This is a genomic window from Bradyrhizobium sp. UFLA05-153, assembly GCF_054185185.1.
On sequence record NZ_JBBIAM010000164.1, the window covers coordinates 1 to 17,173 of the forward strand.

A 17,173-nucleotide genomic window follows, 5' to 3' on the forward strand; every position below is an offset into this window, starting at 1 on the left:
TCGCTGACGTGGAAGGCGTAGTGGTGGCTCTCGAACTCCTCGTCGTCGTCGAAAAGGAGCGTGAGCGTGTCGTTGATGCGTACCGGCGCGAAATGGCCGTCTTTCGGATCGGCATGGAGGCCAAAAATGCGCGCAAAAAATTGCGCCGCTGCCCTCTTGTCGCGGGCAGGGACGATGGTGTGGTTGAGGGTGATGGTCATCGGAAGACCTCTCGCGAACGACTGCCGCAGACGTATCGGCATGCTCAAGACAAACCATAGATAGGTCTTGCAGGCTGTGGCGTGAAGGGGCTCCACCGGGCCAACAGACCTCGTCGGTAATCGCCAGTGACGTCGCATCGGTCAAAATTGAAACGGACTGACCGAAATGGACATCTTGCCGTCCGCAGTTTGCTCTACCTTAAAGTCTACCTCTTTTTGCGCTGTCACATCCTCAACGGTCGCATACAACAGCCCAGTACAAGTAACTACTCGCTTGGCTTTGCTTCTTGAATTTGTGCGTATTGCATCATCCAACCTATATGTGGCACTTTGCCTCGCCCTTTCCCAAATGGCTAATTTTTCAGCCTCTGTGTTCGTATTGCTTACCATCGCCGCAACCGCGCTCGAATTCTTGACAGCGTAGTTGACCAGCGCGTTGTTGCTGTCGTCCGAAATGATCTTAACCACCGTACTGCGCGTATCCAGAGTATCACACTCGGGCGTCGCCCCGCCACAACCGCTCAGCAAAACGAGAACAGGGAGACACCCTAAAACCGACTGTCCTTCCCGAAAATGCTACATCGGAATCGTCACGATTATCTTTCCTATCCCGATAGAGCTACGTTCATGTTCATTACTTCGGCAAGTGGACATTTCCGACCTGGTTGCTTGGCTCAAAGGTGCCACACCGGACATTCGTTTCGATTTGCACTAGCGATCCGGCAGCGCGCGTTCGGCCTGGCGAAGAAGCACAATTTCATATCGCCGAATGATGATCGAAAGCGCGGATCCAGCGCCGATAAACAGTCCCAGTGACACCAGGCTCAGCGTTCCAGAAATCTTGTAGATTTCGGTTCCGACAGCGTGGGCACCGAAGCCGAAGAGACACGCCCAGCAGATGCCCCCCGTGACGTTAAAGAAGAAAAAGCGTCCCGCCGGCATGTCATTTGCGCCGGCAAGCAAAGCCGCAAACATGCGCAACACCGCGATAAACCGACCAAAAAACACGACCGCGCTCCCATACCGAAAAAACAGATATCGACCGATCAGCAATCGGATTTCATCCAGACGAATGTATCGCCCGTATTTGCGAAGAAGCGGCATTCCGAAGGGCCGCCCGACCGTGTATCCGATCCCATCTCCGATGATCGCACCTGCAGCGGCCGCAGCTACAACGACAGCGATATCGATCTGATTGGTGGCAGCGGCCAGGAGAGCAGCAGCAACAAGGATAGTCTCACCGGGAAGGGGCGCGCCGGCGCTTTCCAGCGCAACAACGACGGAAATGATCCAGGGTCCATGAACCTGGATCAAACGAATCAGAGAGCTTGAGAAAGAGGCAAGGTCCATCTTCTAAGACTGCCTGCTGCACATTTCTTCCACCTCAATGACCCCCGACGGCCATGAATTCCGTTCCGCGCAGCCTTTGCCCAGTCCCCGGCCAATAGCAGCTCGAAGCCGCCTGCCATTCCAAGAGGTGCTGGGAGAGCGTATCATGCTCCGAAGATCCGCTGCACCTGGGAGGCAATCATGCAATTCAGGACAACCGGACTATTCTTGCTCGGCGCGATGGCGCTTCCCGCCTCCGGGACCGCACAAACCACCGCCACTCCTCCGGCAATTGCACGAACAGTGATCGCCGCAACCAAACTGGCGACCGTCACCGACGTGCCGGTCCATTTCAAAGCGGTGAGCGTCACGCTTCAGCCGGAGGAGAGGAGCAGCGTCTCGGCGGCCAACGGCATCCTCTACCAGATGTCAGGATCGACCGCGGTCGAGCTCGGTGGCGAGGCCAATATGCTCAACGCCGGAGAAGGACTGTTCATCGCCGGCGGAAAGACCGCCACGCTGACGGCAGGCAGTGGAGCGCCGTCAACTTTTCTCCACTTCTTTCTGGTCCCCGCCGGGGAATTGGGTCGGCCTGCCGAGACGGCACCCGCTGTCGTGAGAGAATTGTATCGCACGGCGAGTCCGATCCCCGACGTGAAGCCGGGCAGTTATGATCTCAATCTTACGCGAGTCACATTTCCGGCGCAGATGCCTTCCAACCCGCCGCACCATCGGTCAGGCGCGGCTCTCTACCTTATCATCTCCGGTACCGGGGCCAACACGATCGACGGTAAAACCGAAGCAAGGGGACCGGGCTCCTTGATCTATGAACCGTATGACCTCGTGCACCAATGGGGAAACCCAGGCAACGAGCCGCTGATATTCCTGGCCTTCAACATCAATCCGGAAGGTGTGGCAGCCGTGCTGCTGGGCGCACCAGCAAAGAACCAATAGCTGACGGCGAGCGGTCCACCGCAGCACTGCTGTGAAAGACTTCATCAATAGCGAATTATTGCTCGCTCGAACGGATCACCAGGTGCGCGCACTACGTCCGCCTACGCCGGGCGATGGCGCGAGATGGTGGTGATGCGGTGCTGCGTGCCGCCACCGCCGCAGCTGAGGTTATTTTCGGAAGTCGGCGCGTTTCCAAGTGAGGATGTGGTCTACCCCAACGTACATATATCGCGCCGCAGAACGAAGTTCGAAACGAGCCCAAAAGCAGATGGAGCCTAACCTGGGCAGGGTTAAGCTCACGATCAATGGCTCTCATCAATGATGGCTGTTCGGATCACAAGGTGATCGACCGGGGAGCGGTGGGGGATCTCGTTCTACGTGTCTCGAAGCTCCCGCAATGATTCCTCTGGGCCGGATCAAGAATGGTTGCGTTGCGGTTAGTGCCTCACGGACTGCGCCGGACTCTTGAACGCTATCGCTGATGTCCGAGACCGATCCCGAGTGATAGTGCCTTCTGTTGCAGCGAACCTTCGGTCCGCTTCATGATCTTCGCAACTTTTGACACGTTCGTGCCTTCGAGTGCGCCTTTCAACGCCTTGATATCGGACGCGGTTTATGGTTTACGGGCGGGCTCGTTCTTTGTCTTCTTTGCCACTGCACTCTCCTTTGATTCGAGAGCGCTTTGATGCCATGATCCGTTGTATATCCAAGCTATTCGCTGCGTCTAATGCGCAAAGTGGTGTTCGGCTACTTTGATGCGGATGCGGCCGACGTTGTGAACCGCAAGCCGTCGCTGTTCACAAAGAATAAGGGGCCGAGTTCGTCTGGGTCGAATGCTGCCGCAGTGAGGGGTCGACCGAAGCAGGCTCCTGTGTCAAGATTGATGCGATTGGCTCGCGCATCAGGAGCACCGCTTGCTGTCGGTGTATGACCATGTACGACGAGGGCACCGTGCCAAAGCTCTGAAGACAAGAATGGCTCGCGTATCCAAAGCATGTCATGTTCGGACTGAGAGTTGAGAGAGATACTCGGCCGTATGCCGGCATGAACAAAGAACCGATTGTTCTCAAGCAGACAAAAGGGCAGCGATCTTATCCATGCCAGGTGATCCGCTGGTAGATCGGAAGGATCATCCAGCCCATAAGCGTCCAATGTTGCCTCCCCGCCGTTCGCCCACCACTGCACCAGGTCAGCGTCGGTGCGAGCCGGGTTCGCAGCCACGGAAAGCATGCTGTCATGGTTTCCTAGCAGGCAACGAAATCGCCGCGGGCCCGTTGCCTGCTCTCTCATCAAATATGCAATGACCTCATCGGACGCGGGGCCTCGGTCGACATAATCGCCTACAAGAACGAATTCGTGCTCAATGTTGCCTGCGCACCTTCCGCAGAAGTCAAGGAGGGTCCTGAGCTCTTCAAAGCAACCGTGGATGTCGCCTATTGCGAAAATGAGACTCTTTCCCATGCGGTGTCTCCCGCCGCGCATGTAGGTGGCACTGAGATCAAGTCGCGCAAGATCAAGACATCACTGTTACGGACATTCTCGGAAATAACAAACGAGGGTGCTTAGGCAGATGGCTTCCCTGCCGAAGAAGCTCGGTCCCGGCGACATGATCAAGGTCTTGCACAGTGCGATCACGTAAGGGTTGTTGTCTCTACCGATCGCGGCGAACAGGTCTACTCATGGGATAACTGACAATCGGCCGTATCGCTTGGCACTTTTTAGGGAACGCTGTCTCTAACGCCGCCGCTGATGCTACGCGGCCGGTTCAGAATGAAGTCTCGGTTACCGAGAGCTGCTTCCGCGTACTGATCGATCGCTACGATGATCGCTTGGACGTGCTGGTACCGCCAGCCTCCCCGCGTAGCCAAATGGCGAACCTCCGCAAGCGCCTTGATTCACGGTGGGTGCTCGTTGCTCGGGTCGTACCGTCTCAGCTCTTGCATCTTCACCACCGTCGCCCACCCAGGACCTTTCCCTTTGTCGGACCAGGCTGGCTCTTCTTCTGGATACAAAGGTCGTCGATCTTGGCAAGCATCCTCACGAGGAGCGCTTCGGCCGACGCGGTCGACTAATCTAACCTAGCTGCTGTGGGCAGCGAATGCTCGAGGAAGAAGCGCAGCATTTCCCTCGTGGCATCCGGTCCTCGCGAATCGGTGTAGGAGCCCGCAGCGCTGCCTCCCGACCATGCGTGTCCAGCTCCGTGGATGTTCCAGTGCTCAAAGATTCCGCGCCCGCTCGCGTCGATGTGGATCGTGCGGGTATAGGCATGCCCTCCAGGTACCCGCCCGCGATGCACCTTCTTTTTGGTGCTCGTCGTTTTCACGGACTGCTCAAGAATTTGATCGCCGTTGGTTGGATGCACGGTAACGTCGCGATCGCCGTGAAAAACGATGGTCGGGACAGGTGGCCCGTCCCCTCGAATTGCGTTGCCATCGGACCCGCCACCTTGTCGCAGGACGACAAACGCGGAGGGAAGGTCAATCGCGGCCCCACAGGCGAGGCCAGAATGTACGCCGATTGCTGCGTACAGATCGTTGTACGTTGCCCCCATGATCGCCGCCGCCGCCGCTCCGGCCGACAGTCCACCAACATAGACGCGCTTTGGATCAACCGAATAGTCGCGCATGATTTGGCGAGTGATTCCCGCGATAAGCGAAGGTTCACCTCTGCCCCTCTGCTGGTCGGCTGTGCGAAACCAGTTCCAGCACTTCGCCTGGTTTGCCTCGCTGTGCTGTGCGGGATAGACCACGAAGCAGGTTTGCTCTTCTGCAATGAAGTTCATCCTCGTACCGGCGGCGAAATCTTCCGGCGACTGGGTGCAGCCGTGTAGCATCACGACCAAAGGAAGCGGTTGGCCCTGATAGCAGCTGGGGATGAAGAGCCGGTAGGCACGGCTTCCTGCCGGATTGCTGTAGGTCCCTTCGATGAACCTTGCGCCCCCCTCTGGCACCATGTCCGAAGCGGTCGGCGGGGCGCGCTTACTTACACCTCGCAGTCCGAGCCTGAAGCGCTCCTTTGTGCGATCCAGCAACCCGCGGTACATACGCGGTTGAGCCGACGTCGCCCGCGCTGGGTGCGGACCATTCGTCTCCTCAATAGTATTGGCCTTCGCGTCAATGATTGGCGGCTCTCGTCCCGTAAGAGCGATGCGTCCGGCGCGCAATGTCGCGTCTGGCGCGTTCTCACCGCTAAGCATGCGCTGAAGGAGCACGGTGGCCTCTACGAGTTGGCCCGCGCGCGTGAGACGTGTGGCTTCGCGCATTACGTCCTGGTTCAGCATATTATTTGTCTCCAAGACTTTTTATTTGTCTCCAAGACTTTCGTTTGCTCTGAAGCTAATGAGCCCTGCGCGAGAAATCCGATCCGTTTTCCGTCGGGAGTTCGTCGCGATCCAATTCCGCTTCGCCCGTCACCGTGTTCTATCGGCTAGTGCAGCCTTGACGGCGGGACTCGCGTGCAAAGCCCCCAGCACGCTGACGGAGGCAATTGTGGCGCGAGCAAGCTCGGGTGTGACGTCTTGGGCGATACTGGCAAGACCCAGGACGTTGATGTGCAGCATCTCACCGGCGCGTCGCGCCGCTTCGAGATCCTCGCGGCTGAAGTTCCGCAGACCGAGATCCAGACCTTTTCGGGCCGCGGACTGCTTGACTACATCCGCGTGACGTTCGAGTTGGTTGCGGATTGCCGTTCGAATGAAATCGGTACGGTTCGAGTAGAACCCTTCCTGCACCATTAGGTCGACGTGACCGAGGTCGACGTAACCAAGATTGATCGTGATTTTTTCGCTGTCAGTGGGCTTTGGTCGGAGTTCGCGGACGTTGCTGGCCATGAAATTATCACCATCCGTTGACCATCTAGATGGATGGTACATGGATGGTGTCGCCTGTCAAGGTCAATCAAGCCGAGGACCGGTTGGGTCAAAGCGCCGATAGAGATCCGGAAGACAGGTCCGGTCTATCCGTAACAGCGGACCAACGCGGCACCACAGCAAAAGCAGGAGCCCGGCTGTATTTGGTTATGCTCGATCTCGCCAAGCACATCGTGAACCAGAAGTCCGGCCGGTTCGAGCCCGACAGGTTCGAGGATCAGTATGAAACCGCGCTGGCCGACCTCATCAATCAGAAGCGCGCCGGCAAGCCGATCACGCCGAAGGAGTGGCCCGCTGCCGGCAACGTTATCGATCTGATGAGAAGAATGGTTTCACCCATGACTGAACGAGTTCTGTACGAAAGCAGCAACGGCGATTCCTGGTCTCTGGCCCGCGACCCGGCTTCCAATATGCCGGTCGTGAAGCATCAGCCGAATCTTAGCTCCGGTGGACAGATATCCTACACCCCTATAGGTAAATTCCTCCGAGATGGAGCCAACGGTCCAGAACAGCACGCGCTCCTGAAGCTTATCGCGACGCTGCGCGATGCAGATGGCTGACTGGCGAAGACCAGTCTCGTATCGACGAATGATCAGGCTGACTGTTGTGTCTTCAACAAACGAGACCCTTGCGCCCATTTGGCGCGCCCAGAGACATGGAACCAACGGGCTCGTCAGGCGTCGAATTCCTGCTTGCGGCGCTACACCCCAAGAGCCCAAGCCGGAGGAAAACCTACCCACTAGGTTGGCGGTCCAGATGCGCACTGTTTAGCGCTAGGACCGTTCGCGCGCGGAGGAGGGAGCAGATGATCAATCACTTATCCCGGCGGAAGATTCCCATCGCGGCCGAACGGGAAGCTCAAAAGGCGTTCAAGGCCGCGGATGCCAAGGTAAAACTATCGGAGTATGAGCGCGCCCAAGAGGCGTTTCATGCAAACCGGGAGCGGTTGAAGGCGGAACGATTGGCTCGCGAGGCGGCGTCGACCAAAAGCGCTGCCGGCGTCACAGACGCAACGCGACGAAAGGCGTCCAACAGCTCATAAAGATCAAGATCAGAGAGCCCAAGGTCCAGAGCGTTGCGCGCGTGAAGCTGAGCTTGTCCATAGCGCTTGCCCTCACGTTCCGGCGATCCGCAGTTATTCAACTATGCGAAAGCCACTTGCTGGCTAGGCTCGCGTCCAGGCGGGTCGGGTTGGCAGGCGCCACGCTTGGGCGAACGGGCCCGGCGTACCGGTAGGCCTAATTGATTTCGGGCGGGCATTCCGGGCAGGTATCGCCGACGGACTCGAGCACCTCCTCGATCGCGACCAGACGGGCGACCGTCTCAGTGTTGAACTTCTCTTAAGCGAATGACGACACCCGTTGGTTCGGGCTGATGCGTGGTGAGCTTCGTGAACTCCGCATCGCTCCAATCCGCAAGGCTTATTATCTCTCCTTCCTGCGCTTCCATTCCAGGAATCTGCAGCAGCTCCAACACGCTCAGTCCCCTGCCGTCGAGAAAGAAGGTATGATGCCCGAAGAGTTCGCAGAATTGGGCGACTGCCGGATGATCCTCGGCAAGCACTTGTGCTGGAAACTGAGATAGGGTCCTGGATATCTGGGCTTCGTTTAACTTCATCACCTGCTCCTGATCTTGCGCATGCGAACGCCCCTCTTCAGCATTCGCGCTGCGCCAGCTCTTCGTCGCCGCTTCGAAGGATTTCCAGCCTCAAAAAACGAGAGGCTGGGTGCTCTGCCGCGTTCGGTCACCTGATAGGACGCATCGCCGATGCTTGCCACGAAGGCTTTCAACCAACCCAATTCGACCAAGCGCTGATACTTGTCGCGATCAAGCTCGCCCGTCATGTGCTTGTGGCCGCCGGCGGCGACGATCTGCTCGATCAGTTTGAAATCATCAGGCTGCGCCATAGCCAAAGCTCCACTGTCGCCATCAGGGCATGCCAAGTTCTTGGTTGGCGCCAATCAACGATCACCTACGGGTGATCAGCTCAAATACAGCGAGGCATCAAAACGCTCACCGAGCACGACGGAGTTGCTATCTTCCTTCACGAGTGCGTATTTGCCGAGATTGTCTTCATGAATTGAACGTGACCGCGACTTATGGATAGCGTAGCCGAGTTTGCGTGCACGCGCTCGCAAGGCACTTTCGCTCGTCAAGCGCATGCGGGGCCCCCGTATCGATCTAAAGCATCGTGAGGCGAATCACGCCGTCGTCAACCTCGCCACGCGCCAGTCTAACGCGAGCGACACGCTCAAATTCTGTCCGATACTTGTGGAGATAGCTGAACGCCTGGTTCTGCGTCCGGAACGTCGTCTCAAGACGGCACGTCTGCCGAACCGAGCCTATGGCCAGTACGAAGGTGATTGTTTGCCGGTCGCCCGACACGGCCTTAGGCACGATCCGCACACTCTTGGGCATCTGGCCGTCTCCCCGGTTCAGGACAGAGCATCGGCCTCCCCTCCTGCGGGCCGACCAAGGCTAAGTCCAGTCGCTATTCTTCAAAGTTCCTTCTTGCGTTTTTTCCTTGCGGCTTCCGGCAGAACCGTTCGCGTTCTTGCCTCTTGCGCTTCCTTGGCCTCCCGCAAGGCGCGAAGACGCTCCATGTTCTTGCGAACCTCGACGGCCTGTCGCTCCAGATCCGCCATCGCTCGTGCACCTTCTTCCACGGCCAACCGCTGCCGGTTGGCGCGTGCGATGCTTTCGGGCGAAGGTTCAACTGATCTCTTGCCGCTCATCTCTCTTCCGAGTTCGCCACAAGCAAAGCCCGCTCAATCCACAGGATCGAGCGGGCATTACAGCCATTTCAGTACATCCTTGAAATGGCGCAAACAGCTTAAGCCAGCGACAGATTTTCCGCGCTTACCTTACCACGCATCTTGTCGGTCTTGAGCTCAAAGCTAACCTTCTGGCCCTCTGCGAGGCCGGCAAGGCCGGCCCGTTCAACGGCGCTGATGTGCACGAAGACATCATTTCCGCCATCGTCGGGCTGGATAAAGCCAAAACCCTTCTGGCCATTGAACCATTTAACAGTACCTGTCGGCATTTTCTTCTCCAAAGCGCATTCGCGTCACGTCACGCGATCTCAGATTCAACTGGTCGGATGTCTTCGGGAAGGAGCCCGCAGGCGCGTTCAAAAAGGCACAGCGGCTAATCGAATGTACGCAAAGTATGGGTTTACGTAACAATACACAAGTGCACCACACACCGAATCCGCATGAGGTCTGGCGCTCCAAGGCATTGATAAGGACGAACGCCGGCCCTTGTCCAATCGTCAAGATGCGTCATAAGATTGTTAACTTCACAGGCGGGACGAAGATGACTGAACCTAAGTTGGAAGTTCCCGCCGAGCTGCGCGAGCTCGCCGAGAAGACGATCGGCCAGGCCGAAAAAGCTTTCGGCTTATTCTTTGATGCGGCGCGCAGATCAACAGCGGCCAGCACGATGCCGGCAGCAGAGGTCTCGAAGGAAGTGCTCGCGTTCTCGGAAGAGAGCCTGAAGACCAGCTTCGATCACGCTCGAAAGGTCGCGTCGACGGCTAGTATTGAGGAAGTTGCCGCTGCTCAGTCCGAGCTTGTGAAACGGCAAATGGCCGCTGCGGAGCACCACATTCGGGAGCTCGCAAGAGCAACCGGATCGAAAGATCGGACCTGATGTCTAGCTCCTGAGGTAGCTGAAACTCCCCGGCGAAGGGGGACATCTTGCAGCAGCTCAGCATTTCCCCCGGGATGATCTCCACCGGGCTCGTACCTTGAATGAGCTTCGGTAGTTTGGGATGCAGATGCATCCTTGCCAACGTTGCGATGGTTTGTGCGGCCACCTTGGGAGCAACACGCGTTCTGGTATTCGTTCGAGACAATGACGTCGACAGCGCTTCGCATCCTCAAGAGAAAAATGCAGCGGGAGAGCCTGTTCAGGGAGATGCGCCGGCGGCGCTTCTACGAGAAGCCCTCAGACAGCACTTCGAGAGAGAAAACGGAAGCCATCCACCGACGACGCAAACTCGCGCGCAAGCAGGCCATTCGAGGCGGGCTGATCGCCGCTCCGGCGAGGAAGCCTCTCGCCAGCGGCAAGAACGGGGCAGGATCGCGCGCCAATGCCGCTAGACCGCGGCCAGGCTCGCGGATGCGAATGTGAGCTCGAAAGCGACGTGTCGTAGGTCGCGAGGGTGACGGCGCTACTGCTCTCGATCATTGTGGCCATGCTCCGTTACGGATGGGCGATCGGACTTATTGCAGGCTAGGTCCAGTCCCCTCGAGTTGAGAGAACCGGACGGTCAGAATCTCTTTCATCGTCATTCTGCCGTTAGCGAGCTTCTCAGCCAGAATGAGCTGCTGCACATTGGGCAGGCCGGCCGGTATCACCATTTTCCCACCCGCTTTCAATTGGTGGATCAGCGGAGGAGGAATGAGATCGGGAGCGGCTGTCACGATCACCTTGTCAAAGGGGGCGTGCTCTGACCAACCGTGATAGCCATTGGCAATCTTGAGTTCGACATTGCTGCAGCCCTGCTGTCGGAGCCGTCGCCTCGCTTCTTGGCCAAGCTCTTCGATGATTTCGACGGAGTATACCTTGCGGGCCAGCTGCGCGAGGATGGCGGCCTGATAGCCAAGACCGGTCCCGATTTCGAGAACGCTGTCATCGGCCTTGATGTCGAGCAGATCTGTCATTAGGGCGACGATAAATGGCTGCGAGATCGTCTTTTCGAAGCCGATTGGAAGCGGAATATTGGCATACGCGTAGGGCTGAAGTTCGATTGGCACAAACTCATGCCGCGACACTTTGCGTATGGCCGTCATGACACGTTCGTCAAAGGCACTCTTGCCAATTGTGTCACGCAGCCCAAAGGCGTTGGCGGCGATGACCGCGAGCATGTGTTCTCGCAGGGTCTCAAGGTCTTCTGCTCGAATTGGCAACTTTCACGACGCACGGCGTTACGCCCGCGCACGCCTAGCCAGGCGACTGCACCAACTGGCCACCCATCACGACCTCCCGTGGGCAATGCGGGCGAGGTTCCTCAAGTGGAACTATGCCGCCCATGACACGCTGAAGACGTCGCGGGTCCATTGAGGACAGCGGGAGGCCTTTAAACGGGCGGGAGAGATTGTACAATCTCGACAGCTGTCTTGAAGCGGGACATGCTGAAATCTTCGCGGCGGAAGCGGCAGCGGCCGTGCCGTCGGCAGGCAATTTACAGCATCCGGCGCCGTTCCTTTGCTCGCGCTGCTCGTGTCGCCTACTCCTGCAGCGCGGAACGCTCTGGTGAAGGCGGCGGAGGATCGCAATGAGCTGGTCCTATATCCCGAGATGGAATTCACTGACGGCTGCGCGGCGCCTGTGCCCGGGGATCCACATTGGCAGGAATCGATAATTTGCGGCGTACTCATGTCGGCGCTTTCATGCCGGCATGCGCAACCATGTCCACCGAGAATCTGCACACCGCCCGGTCACCACCCGATCAAGATCACTCAACGCTCGAAGCAGCGGCGTCGCCGCCTCATAGTGGTTTTGATCCCGCCGTTGCTATCGATCGCGTGGGCTTCTTCATGGCCGCAGTGCTGGCACCGGAAATCAATTTCGTGAGTCTGGGCTACCCACCTTGTCCTGATGAAGTGCGCGGCCATCGGCCAAGCCTGACAGTTCGGGCAAAAGACGAGGACACGATCAGGATCAAGCACGGGCCATCCCTTCCGATGCCTTACTTTGGAGGCTGTGAGCTTGCGGCACGCAACCACCCACTCACGTGCGCGGCGTTGTCGGCTTGGCGCGCCTTTCGCAGAAGCTCCTCTCGACGAACGCAAGGAGGCATGCCCTCAGCTTGCCTGCGCAAGTCAGCTGCCTCTTCCTCTAGTCGGTCTTCAAGTGCCGATGATTGCTCGAAGGATCGCCGGTGCAACATGGCGCTGCTCCCTGTTTGGATTGGGCGGGAGCGCAACCGGCGTTCTCAACACCGATAAATGCCACGGGCCGAGCGGTGATCATCTGCAAACTATTGAGGGACCTAAAGGTTGCTGGCATGCTGTCTTGATTAGCACTCGCTATCCGCAGGAACAAAGCGTCGATCCGATAACTTGTGCCAATCGCGACACCTCCCCGTGAGACCTTCACGCGGTGGATTTTGTGTTTCCTGAACACCCCGCCCCATCGCCGCGGATCAGACTCCGGCCGCCCGTGGAGGCCATCCCAGAAGGGTGGACAGCAGCCTTGCTGAGCAACAGGCTGGAAGTTCAGGAGATTGAGGCGTTGCACCTCCAGCCTGGCGAGATTCGTGAAATTACTTCAAAAGCAAGTTAGACCTGCCTGCGTGAACCGGCGGCCCTTGTCGTTCACCGCCTCAGCCGGCGGGCATGTTGTCGCCAACCGGTTGTTCCGCTTTCAATGTGACCATTGCTGCGATTCGAATTAGCTCGCTTTTGAGGTCGCTGCGGCGCATATTTGCGCTATCACCGTTCCGCATCCTGGCATTTGCCGGTGACTGAGAGTGTTGCGCTCCCGCCTATGCGTAGGGAGGCATCATGGCCCAACCTCAACGCCCCTCGCCTACCATTCCTCCGATCACATTCCCGCGCCCCGTCTGTCCAAGGTGCAAGGCTTCGATGATGCTCGTCAGCATCGAGGCAGAGCGCCCAGGCGTGGACTTGCACAGGTATCAGTGCGCTGTCTGCGACCACGTGCTTACGACCCTTGCCGCCTGCGAAGACCCTTTGCATTCGAAGGCCCTTGGCCGCTGGCTTCAAGGCGATTTGCACCCACCGAAGTAAGGCACGCCGTGAGTGGTCCGGCCACCTCGCCTCGATCTAGGAAAGCGCGCTAGCATTGAGATGTGAGATGCCATGAGCAAAGCCCGCGCGATCCGATATCGCAGGCTAGCGCTCGCCTCTAGCGACAAGGCCAACGCCGACCTGCTTCTTAGGCTTGCGGACGAATGCGATCAGGGGATTCTCTGCACCGCTGAATGGCGATCAGCCCGACCATATCGCAAGAATGAGCAGCCACCAACGGCAGGAGAGGTTACGGTTTGCGAGGGACCCGTCAAATGACGAACGTTGAAAGGCTCCCGGCGGGACATGGAAGCCGGTAGTCAGGAGCCGAGAAGAAGCACCGGTTTTTCCGAATAGAGATCAAGACCGAATGGGTGCGCTGAAGTGCACTTCAAGAGCGGCACCTATGTCATGTCCGGCTCCTGAAGGACAGATCCGCCTGACTTGCAATCGCGAAGCAGAAAAAGACCCGCCTCCGAGTCAATGGGAAGAACGGTGGGTCAAAGTATCCATGCCCAACGTACTTTGAAAATTCGTCCGAAGGCGGGGCACGAAGGCTTAAGTATCTGCACTTCCAAAATATCGGATGACAGTCCGTAAGCCCGCCATCCGACCAGTATACCTGGCATGGCGCTGGGGGGGCCCCGTTGACGTAGGTCAAAGGCGGTAGCTCCCCTTCGGGTATCCTTATCGCATGGACCTACGGCTAATCCGGAAGCACCTTGCCGAGGCGCGGCGCCATGTGGCGCAGAGCGATCGGAACATTGCGCGCCAAGTCGAGATCATCGATGAACTGGAACGCGCTGGCAGCTCGACGGCGCTAGCCCTGGATGTGCTCGCCACTTATCGAGCGGTCCGGGATTCGCACGTTGCCCACTGCGATTTCATCCGCAAGGAGTTGGAGCGGTAAATCCGCTTCAGTGGGCGGCCTCCTTTGCACACCCACGACCAGCAGTAGCTCGCAGCGGTCCCGACCTGGTAACCCGGATATTGCAAGCCAACCGTGGCATAAGCCCGCTTGCGCGGTGTTAATTGTCACAGCCTTCCACTTCCGGGGCGGGAGTGTTTGGTATGCCTCGCGCGCCATCCATCGTGCCGAAAGATTTAGACGACGACACCTACATCGTACTGGATGCCTCCGGGACTTGGGCAGGCCGCACCTGGTGCTACGGTGAGGATAACCGCGAAACACTGATCTGCGACCTCTTGGAGGGCCGGTATCACCCTCCCTTGCGCATCGTCTGTTTTAACACCACCGAGGGCTGGTCGCGCGTTGTAACGACAGACATCGCCGCTGAGCTGCAGCGGCGCTCGGCCGAAGGGGAAAATATCCCGGCCTTTCTGCAATATTTGTTGCAAATGGCCATCCCAGCCGAGAAGAAACACCTTGGAGCTGCTCGCCGCCCAAAACGGCCCCGCTAAAGGGAGAGCAGAGGCGAGGCAGCGCGCCAGAGTCACCACCCAGGCAGCGCGGTCGAACGCGGCTGGCTCGAGTTGCGCGAGAGCGGCACCTTGTGGCGTCTCGCAAAGACAGAGGCCCGCCACTGAGGCCTGCCTACTTTTCGCGACTCCGAATGATCCGATACACCGGCTCGCGCTCCAGCAATTCCATCTGCGCGGCCATGTCGTTCCATTGCTTGGCGGCTTGGAGATAGAAGTAGCTGGTGACTCGATCGGCCCAGTTGGCCATCTCTGCGCACTCTCTGGCTTTCGCTCGCATCTCTTCGGCTTGCATTGGGAATTAATGCCTCAACCGAGCTTGCCGAGCATTCAACTAGGTGAGTCAGGTCGATCTCAAAATGAAGCGAGGCCCGGCATTGGAGGCTAACCCAACCGGACCTGGCAGCCGTCCAATCCCCCTGGGAGGGGACTCGGCAGCCACGGTTAGCTTTGCATAGCGGCCCTGACACGGACCTTACAACATCGATCGACGGGCCGCCTCATGGCGGCCCTTTTTGCGTTTATCCGGACGGCCATCGGCCTCGGGCGCGCCGACGTGATCGCTGTCCGACGATCAACACCGCGAGGACGATGATCCCCATGGCGTCAACTACGAGTGCGTAGGTCTCATATGGCAATAGCCGTTCCTAGTATGGCCAACAGCCTAATCGAGTCTCGATTTCCGCTCGGTTCGCTTTGCGACACTGGGTGGCGCTTTGCCTTGCCGGCAGCCTTCGGGCGGACGTTTTGCATTCCAGAACCGCGGGTGCGCGCCGTCTGTGCGTTGGCGCGCATCGAGTGACGGGAACCTTGGAGACCGCGGGCGGTTGATTAGCAGTCCCCGACAAGCGGAGTTTTTCCCATGCGCGAGAAGCGCAGGCTGGCAGCGCCAGCAGCGTCCGCCCGTACCGCGAAGGCATCGATTGATCCCCTGACAACCGGTTATGCCTTAATCGTCGACGGTCATGTCAAGGCGACCTTCACGGCGAAACCGAGCGCCCTGGAAGCTGGCACACAGCTGAAGAACCGATTCCCTCGGCTTCAGGTCAAGATCTACGACGCCGAAAACAAGCTCAGCGAGGTTGTTGAGATCGCCCGCGCTTGACGCGCCGATCGGCGGGCCGTTTGGAGTTGGCACCATGAGCGCCTCGAGCACAGGCGACAAACGAGCCATGAACGTTCTGCGCGAATTGCACGAGGCCGAGAAAGAGTTAGTCGGCAAGGCCGTCGTCTTGACTGACGGCAAGGCTGGCACAATCGATGGCGTCTTCCTCGATGATGAGCATGGGCTCCGCATCTCGATCGCGGGGCATGAGGGTCGATGGCCGATCTCGACGGTGAAGCAGATCGAGAGTTGATCGCCCACGGCCTTGCACCGCCGGCAAGCAGGTTCCGCCAGGACCGGACCATGAGGTGGGGGTACCGGATGCTGGTCAACCGGGAGGACAAGCGCGTGCGACGTGCAAGCAGGGCTTTATCGATTGACAGGGCTGCTCGACAGTGGTCACTGTTGATACCACCAAGTTCAGCGTAGTGACAATTAGGTCGGCTTGTTCGAAGCCGGCGATGAATGTCAACGCCACCATCCTCGAAATCGCAACGAAGCTCCTGCGCAATTGGCTGCCATGCAGGACGTGTCGCAATTCGCAGCCCCATCGAGGAGAATTAATTGCAGGTACTTGTCCGAGACAATAATGTCGAGCAGGCACTCCGTGTTCTTAAGAAGAAGATGCAACGGGAGGGCGTCTTCCGGGAAATGAAGCAGCGGCGCTCCTATGAAAAGCCGTCGGAAAAAAAGGCCCGCGAGAAATCTGAAGCTGTTCGCAGGGCCCGCAAGCTCGCTCGGAAGCAGGCGATCCGAGAAGGATTGCTGCCCGCACCGCCCAAAAAGAAGCCATTTGAGCGCAAGCCGCCCTTGCCGGAGATCAAAGCACGGGCAGAGTAGAGAGTCCCTTGTTCAGGAGAATGCCGCAGGTCGAGGAACGTTATGTTCTCGGATCTAACCCCATGACGGTTGCATCACTTGTGACGCAGCGAAAAGGGACGCAGATCAGGAATCAGAACAGTCCCGGTCAGGGCGGCCAGAAGTCGGATCGCGACGAACAGCAGCGCCGTTAGCTACGATCATGGGACCTGCACGACGACCGGGTCCCGTGCCGGCCATGCATCTAGCTGGCCGGTTGCTGTCATCACCGTGGCCTGAAATCGATGCCTCGTAACACGATCCCTGGCGGCGTGCCTTCGAACTCCGTCGCGCGATATTTGCTTGCTGCGCATGCTTCGATGCGGTCGCGCAGGCGGTTGAACTGGGCTTCCCGCTGCTCAGGGCCAACTTGCGGACCGCGCTCGAGATAGTCCATCGCAGAGGTCGAGATCGCGCAAGGAATCTCCCTGGCCCCGTCGAGCATCGAGAACCGGACGATCATCCGGTCGTACTCAAGACCGATAAAGCGGCCGCTGGTCAATGTCATGGCTTACTCCTTTACGTGTCTGCTTTTTCGCACGATCGCGCCCTCGACTCATTGCTCCCGAGACCTGTGTGTACCGAAAACCTCATCCGAGTGTGATACCGCGTTGGAATCGCCTAAGCTGGCGCGATGATCGGGCTGTTCTGCTTCGCTCTG

Annotated in this window: 21 protein-coding genes and 3 pseudogenes; 8 read left to right on the forward strand and 16 right to left on the reverse strand. The window is 58.3% G+C overall.

What is annotated here, in order from left to right:
- From Q2941_RS46275 to Q2941_RS46285, 3 genes are all read right to left on the reverse strand, one after another.
- A partial coding sequence (locus Q2941_RS46275; protein WP_479684049.1) for a VOC family protein occupies window positions 1-200 on the reverse strand: 200 nt, incomplete at its 3' end.
- A 141-nt stretch (window positions 201-341) separates the two neighbouring features.
- Complete coding sequence (locus tag Q2941_RS46280) at window positions 342-668, reverse strand: hypothetical protein (RefSeq protein ID WP_458196761.1); 327 nt, start codon at window positions 666-668, stop codon at window positions 342-344.
- Between the two features lie 243 nt (window positions 669-911).
- Window positions 912-1,550, reverse strand: a complete 639-nt coding sequence (locus Q2941_RS46285; RefSeq protein ID WP_458196762.1) for a DedA family protein — start codon at window positions 1,548-1,550, stop codon at window positions 912-914.
- Between the two features lie 207 nt (window positions 1,551-1,757).
- Between Q2941_RS46285 and Q2941_RS46290 the strand changes: the two genes are divergently transcribed.
- The gene (locus Q2941_RS46290; protein ID WP_458196763.1) at window positions 1,758-2,483 is read left to right on the forward strand and encodes a cupin domain-containing protein; all 726 of its coding nucleotides are present in this window, start codon (window positions 1,758-1,760) and stop codon (window positions 2,481-2,483) included.
- A gap of 472 nt (window positions 2,484-2,955) precedes the next feature.
- On the opposite strand, the pseudogene Q2941_RS46295 reads toward Q2941_RS46290, so the two are convergent.
- From Q2941_RS46295 to Q2941_RS46310, 4 genes and pseudogenes are all read right to left on the reverse strand, one after another.
- Window positions 2,956-3,138, reverse strand: a pseudogene (locus Q2941_RS46295) (hypothetical protein).
- A gap of 92 nt (window positions 3,139-3,230) precedes the next feature.
- On the reverse strand, window positions 3,231-3,965 hold the full coding sequence (locus Q2941_RS46300) for a metallophosphoesterase family protein (RefSeq protein ID WP_458196764.1): 735 nt from the start codon (window positions 3,963-3,965) through the stop codon (window positions 3,231-3,233).
- Window positions 3,966-4,551: 586 nt separating this feature from the next.
- Window positions 4,552-5,763, reverse strand: coding sequence for an extracellular catalytic domain type 1 short-chain-length polyhydroxyalkanoate depolymerase (locus Q2941_RS46305; protein ID WP_458196765.1), 1,212 nt, complete (start codon window positions 5,761-5,763; stop codon window positions 4,552-4,554).
- Between the two features lie 129 nt (window positions 5,764-5,892).
- A complete protein-coding gene (locus tag Q2941_RS46310) occupies window positions 5,893-6,312 on the reverse strand; it encodes a CopG family transcriptional regulator (protein ID WP_458196766.1) in 420 nt (139 codons plus the stop codon).
- A gap of 188 nt (window positions 6,313-6,500) precedes the next feature.
- Here Q2941_RS46310 and Q2941_RS46315 point away from each other — a divergent pair.
- Window positions 6,501-6,911 (forward strand): annotated as a pseudogene (locus tag Q2941_RS46315) (hypothetical protein); the annotation flags it as partial.
- 763 nt (window positions 6,912-7,674) lie between these two features.
- Here the strand turns inward: Q2941_RS46315 and Q2941_RS46320 are convergent.
- The 6 genes from Q2941_RS46320 to Q2941_RS46345 all read right to left on the reverse strand — a co-directional run bounded on the left by Q2941_RS46320 (window position 7,675) and on the right by Q2941_RS46345 (window position 9,394).
- Window positions 7,675-7,968: a hypothetical protein gene (locus Q2941_RS46320; protein WP_458196767.1), complete on the reverse strand. Its 294-nt coding sequence runs from the start codon at window positions 7,966-7,968 to the stop codon at window positions 7,675-7,677.
- Window positions 7,968-8,312, reverse strand: a complete 345-nt coding sequence (locus Q2941_RS46325; protein WP_458196768.1) for a hypothetical protein — start codon at window positions 8,310-8,312, stop codon at window positions 7,968-7,970. Before Q2941_RS46325 ends, Q2941_RS46320 begins: the two co-directional genes overlap by 1 nt.
- A gap of 21 nt (window positions 8,313-8,333) precedes the next feature.
- On the reverse strand, window positions 8,334-8,513 hold the full coding sequence (locus Q2941_RS46330) for a hypothetical protein (protein ID WP_458196769.1): 180 nt from the start codon (window positions 8,511-8,513) through the stop codon (window positions 8,334-8,336).
- A gap of 19 nt (window positions 8,514-8,532) precedes the next feature.
- Window positions 8,533-8,769, reverse strand: coding sequence for a hypothetical protein (locus Q2941_RS46335; protein WP_458196770.1), 237 nt, complete (start codon window positions 8,767-8,769; stop codon window positions 8,533-8,535).
- A gap of 80 nt (window positions 8,770-8,849) precedes the next feature.
- Window positions 8,850-9,086, reverse strand: a complete 237-nt coding sequence (locus Q2941_RS46340) for a transcriptional regulator (RefSeq protein WP_458196771.1) — start codon at window positions 9,084-9,086, stop codon at window positions 8,850-8,852.
- 98 nt (window positions 9,087-9,184) lie between these two features.
- Window positions 9,185-9,394 (reverse strand): cold-shock protein, encoded by a 210-nt coding sequence (locus Q2941_RS46345; protein ID WP_458196772.1) that lies wholly within the window; start codon window positions 9,392-9,394, stop codon window positions 9,185-9,187.
- 125 nt (window positions 9,395-9,519) lie between these two features.
- On the opposite strand from Q2941_RS46345, the gene Q2941_RS46350 reads away from it, so the two are divergent.
- Both Q2941_RS46350 and rpsU (Q2941_RS46355) read left to right on the forward strand, forming a co-directional pair.
- Window positions 9,520-10,002: a phasin family protein gene (locus Q2941_RS46350; protein ID WP_458196773.1), complete on the forward strand. Its 483-nt coding sequence runs from the start codon at window positions 9,520-9,522 to the stop codon at window positions 10,000-10,002.
- 149 nt (window positions 10,003-10,151) lie between these two features.
- Window positions 10,152-10,485, forward strand: a pseudogene (rpsU, locus tag Q2941_RS46355) (30S ribosomal protein S21).
- Window positions 10,486-10,577: 92 nt separating this feature from the next.
- On the opposite strand, the gene Q2941_RS46360 reads toward rpsU (Q2941_RS46355), so the two are convergent.
- Window positions 10,578-11,222, reverse strand: coding sequence for a protein-L-isoaspartate(D-aspartate) O-methyltransferase (locus Q2941_RS46360; RefSeq protein WP_458196774.1), 645 nt, complete (start codon window positions 11,220-11,222; stop codon window positions 10,578-10,580).
- A 2,958-nt stretch (window positions 11,223-14,180) separates the two neighbouring features.
- Here Q2941_RS46360 and Q2941_RS46365 point away from each other — a divergent pair.
- Window positions 14,181-14,531 (forward strand): hypothetical protein, encoded by a 351-nt coding sequence (locus Q2941_RS46365; RefSeq protein WP_458196775.1) that lies wholly within the window; start codon window positions 14,181-14,183, stop codon window positions 14,529-14,531.
- Window positions 14,532-14,664: 133 nt separating this feature from the next.
- Here the strand turns inward: Q2941_RS46365 and Q2941_RS46370 are convergent, their stop codons facing one another.
- Window positions 14,665-14,799, reverse strand: coding sequence for a hypothetical protein (locus Q2941_RS46370; RefSeq protein ID WP_458196776.1), 135 nt, complete (start codon window positions 14,797-14,799; stop codon window positions 14,665-14,667).
- 612 nt (window positions 14,800-15,411) lie between these two features.
- Here Q2941_RS46370 and Q2941_RS46375 point away from each other — a divergent pair.
- The 3 genes from Q2941_RS46375 (at window position 15,412) to rpsU (Q2941_RS46385) (ending at window position 16,494) form a co-directional block, all read left to right on the forward strand.
- Complete coding sequence (locus tag Q2941_RS46375) at window positions 15,412-15,654, forward strand: hypothetical protein (RefSeq protein WP_458196777.1); 243 nt, start codon at window positions 15,412-15,414, stop codon at window positions 15,652-15,654.
- Window positions 15,655-15,688: 34 nt separating this feature from the next.
- The gene (locus Q2941_RS46380; protein ID WP_458196778.1) at window positions 15,689-15,907 is read left to right on the forward strand and encodes a PRC-barrel domain containing protein; all 219 of its coding nucleotides are present in this window, start codon (window positions 15,689-15,691) and stop codon (window positions 15,905-15,907) included.
- Between the two features lie 311 nt (window positions 15,908-16,218).
- A complete protein-coding gene (rpsU, locus tag Q2941_RS46385; protein ID WP_458196779.1) occupies window positions 16,219-16,494 on the forward strand; it encodes a 30S ribosomal protein S21 in 276 nt (91 codons plus the stop codon).
- A 244-nt stretch (window positions 16,495-16,738) separates the two neighbouring features.
- Here the strand turns inward: rpsU (Q2941_RS46385) and Q2941_RS46390 are convergent, their stop codons facing one another.
- On the reverse strand, window positions 16,739-17,020 hold the full coding sequence (locus tag Q2941_RS46390; protein WP_458196780.1) for a DUF1488 family protein: 282 nt from the start codon (window positions 17,018-17,020) through the stop codon (window positions 16,739-16,741).
- Between the last annotated feature and the right edge of the window lie 153 nt (window positions 17,021-17,173).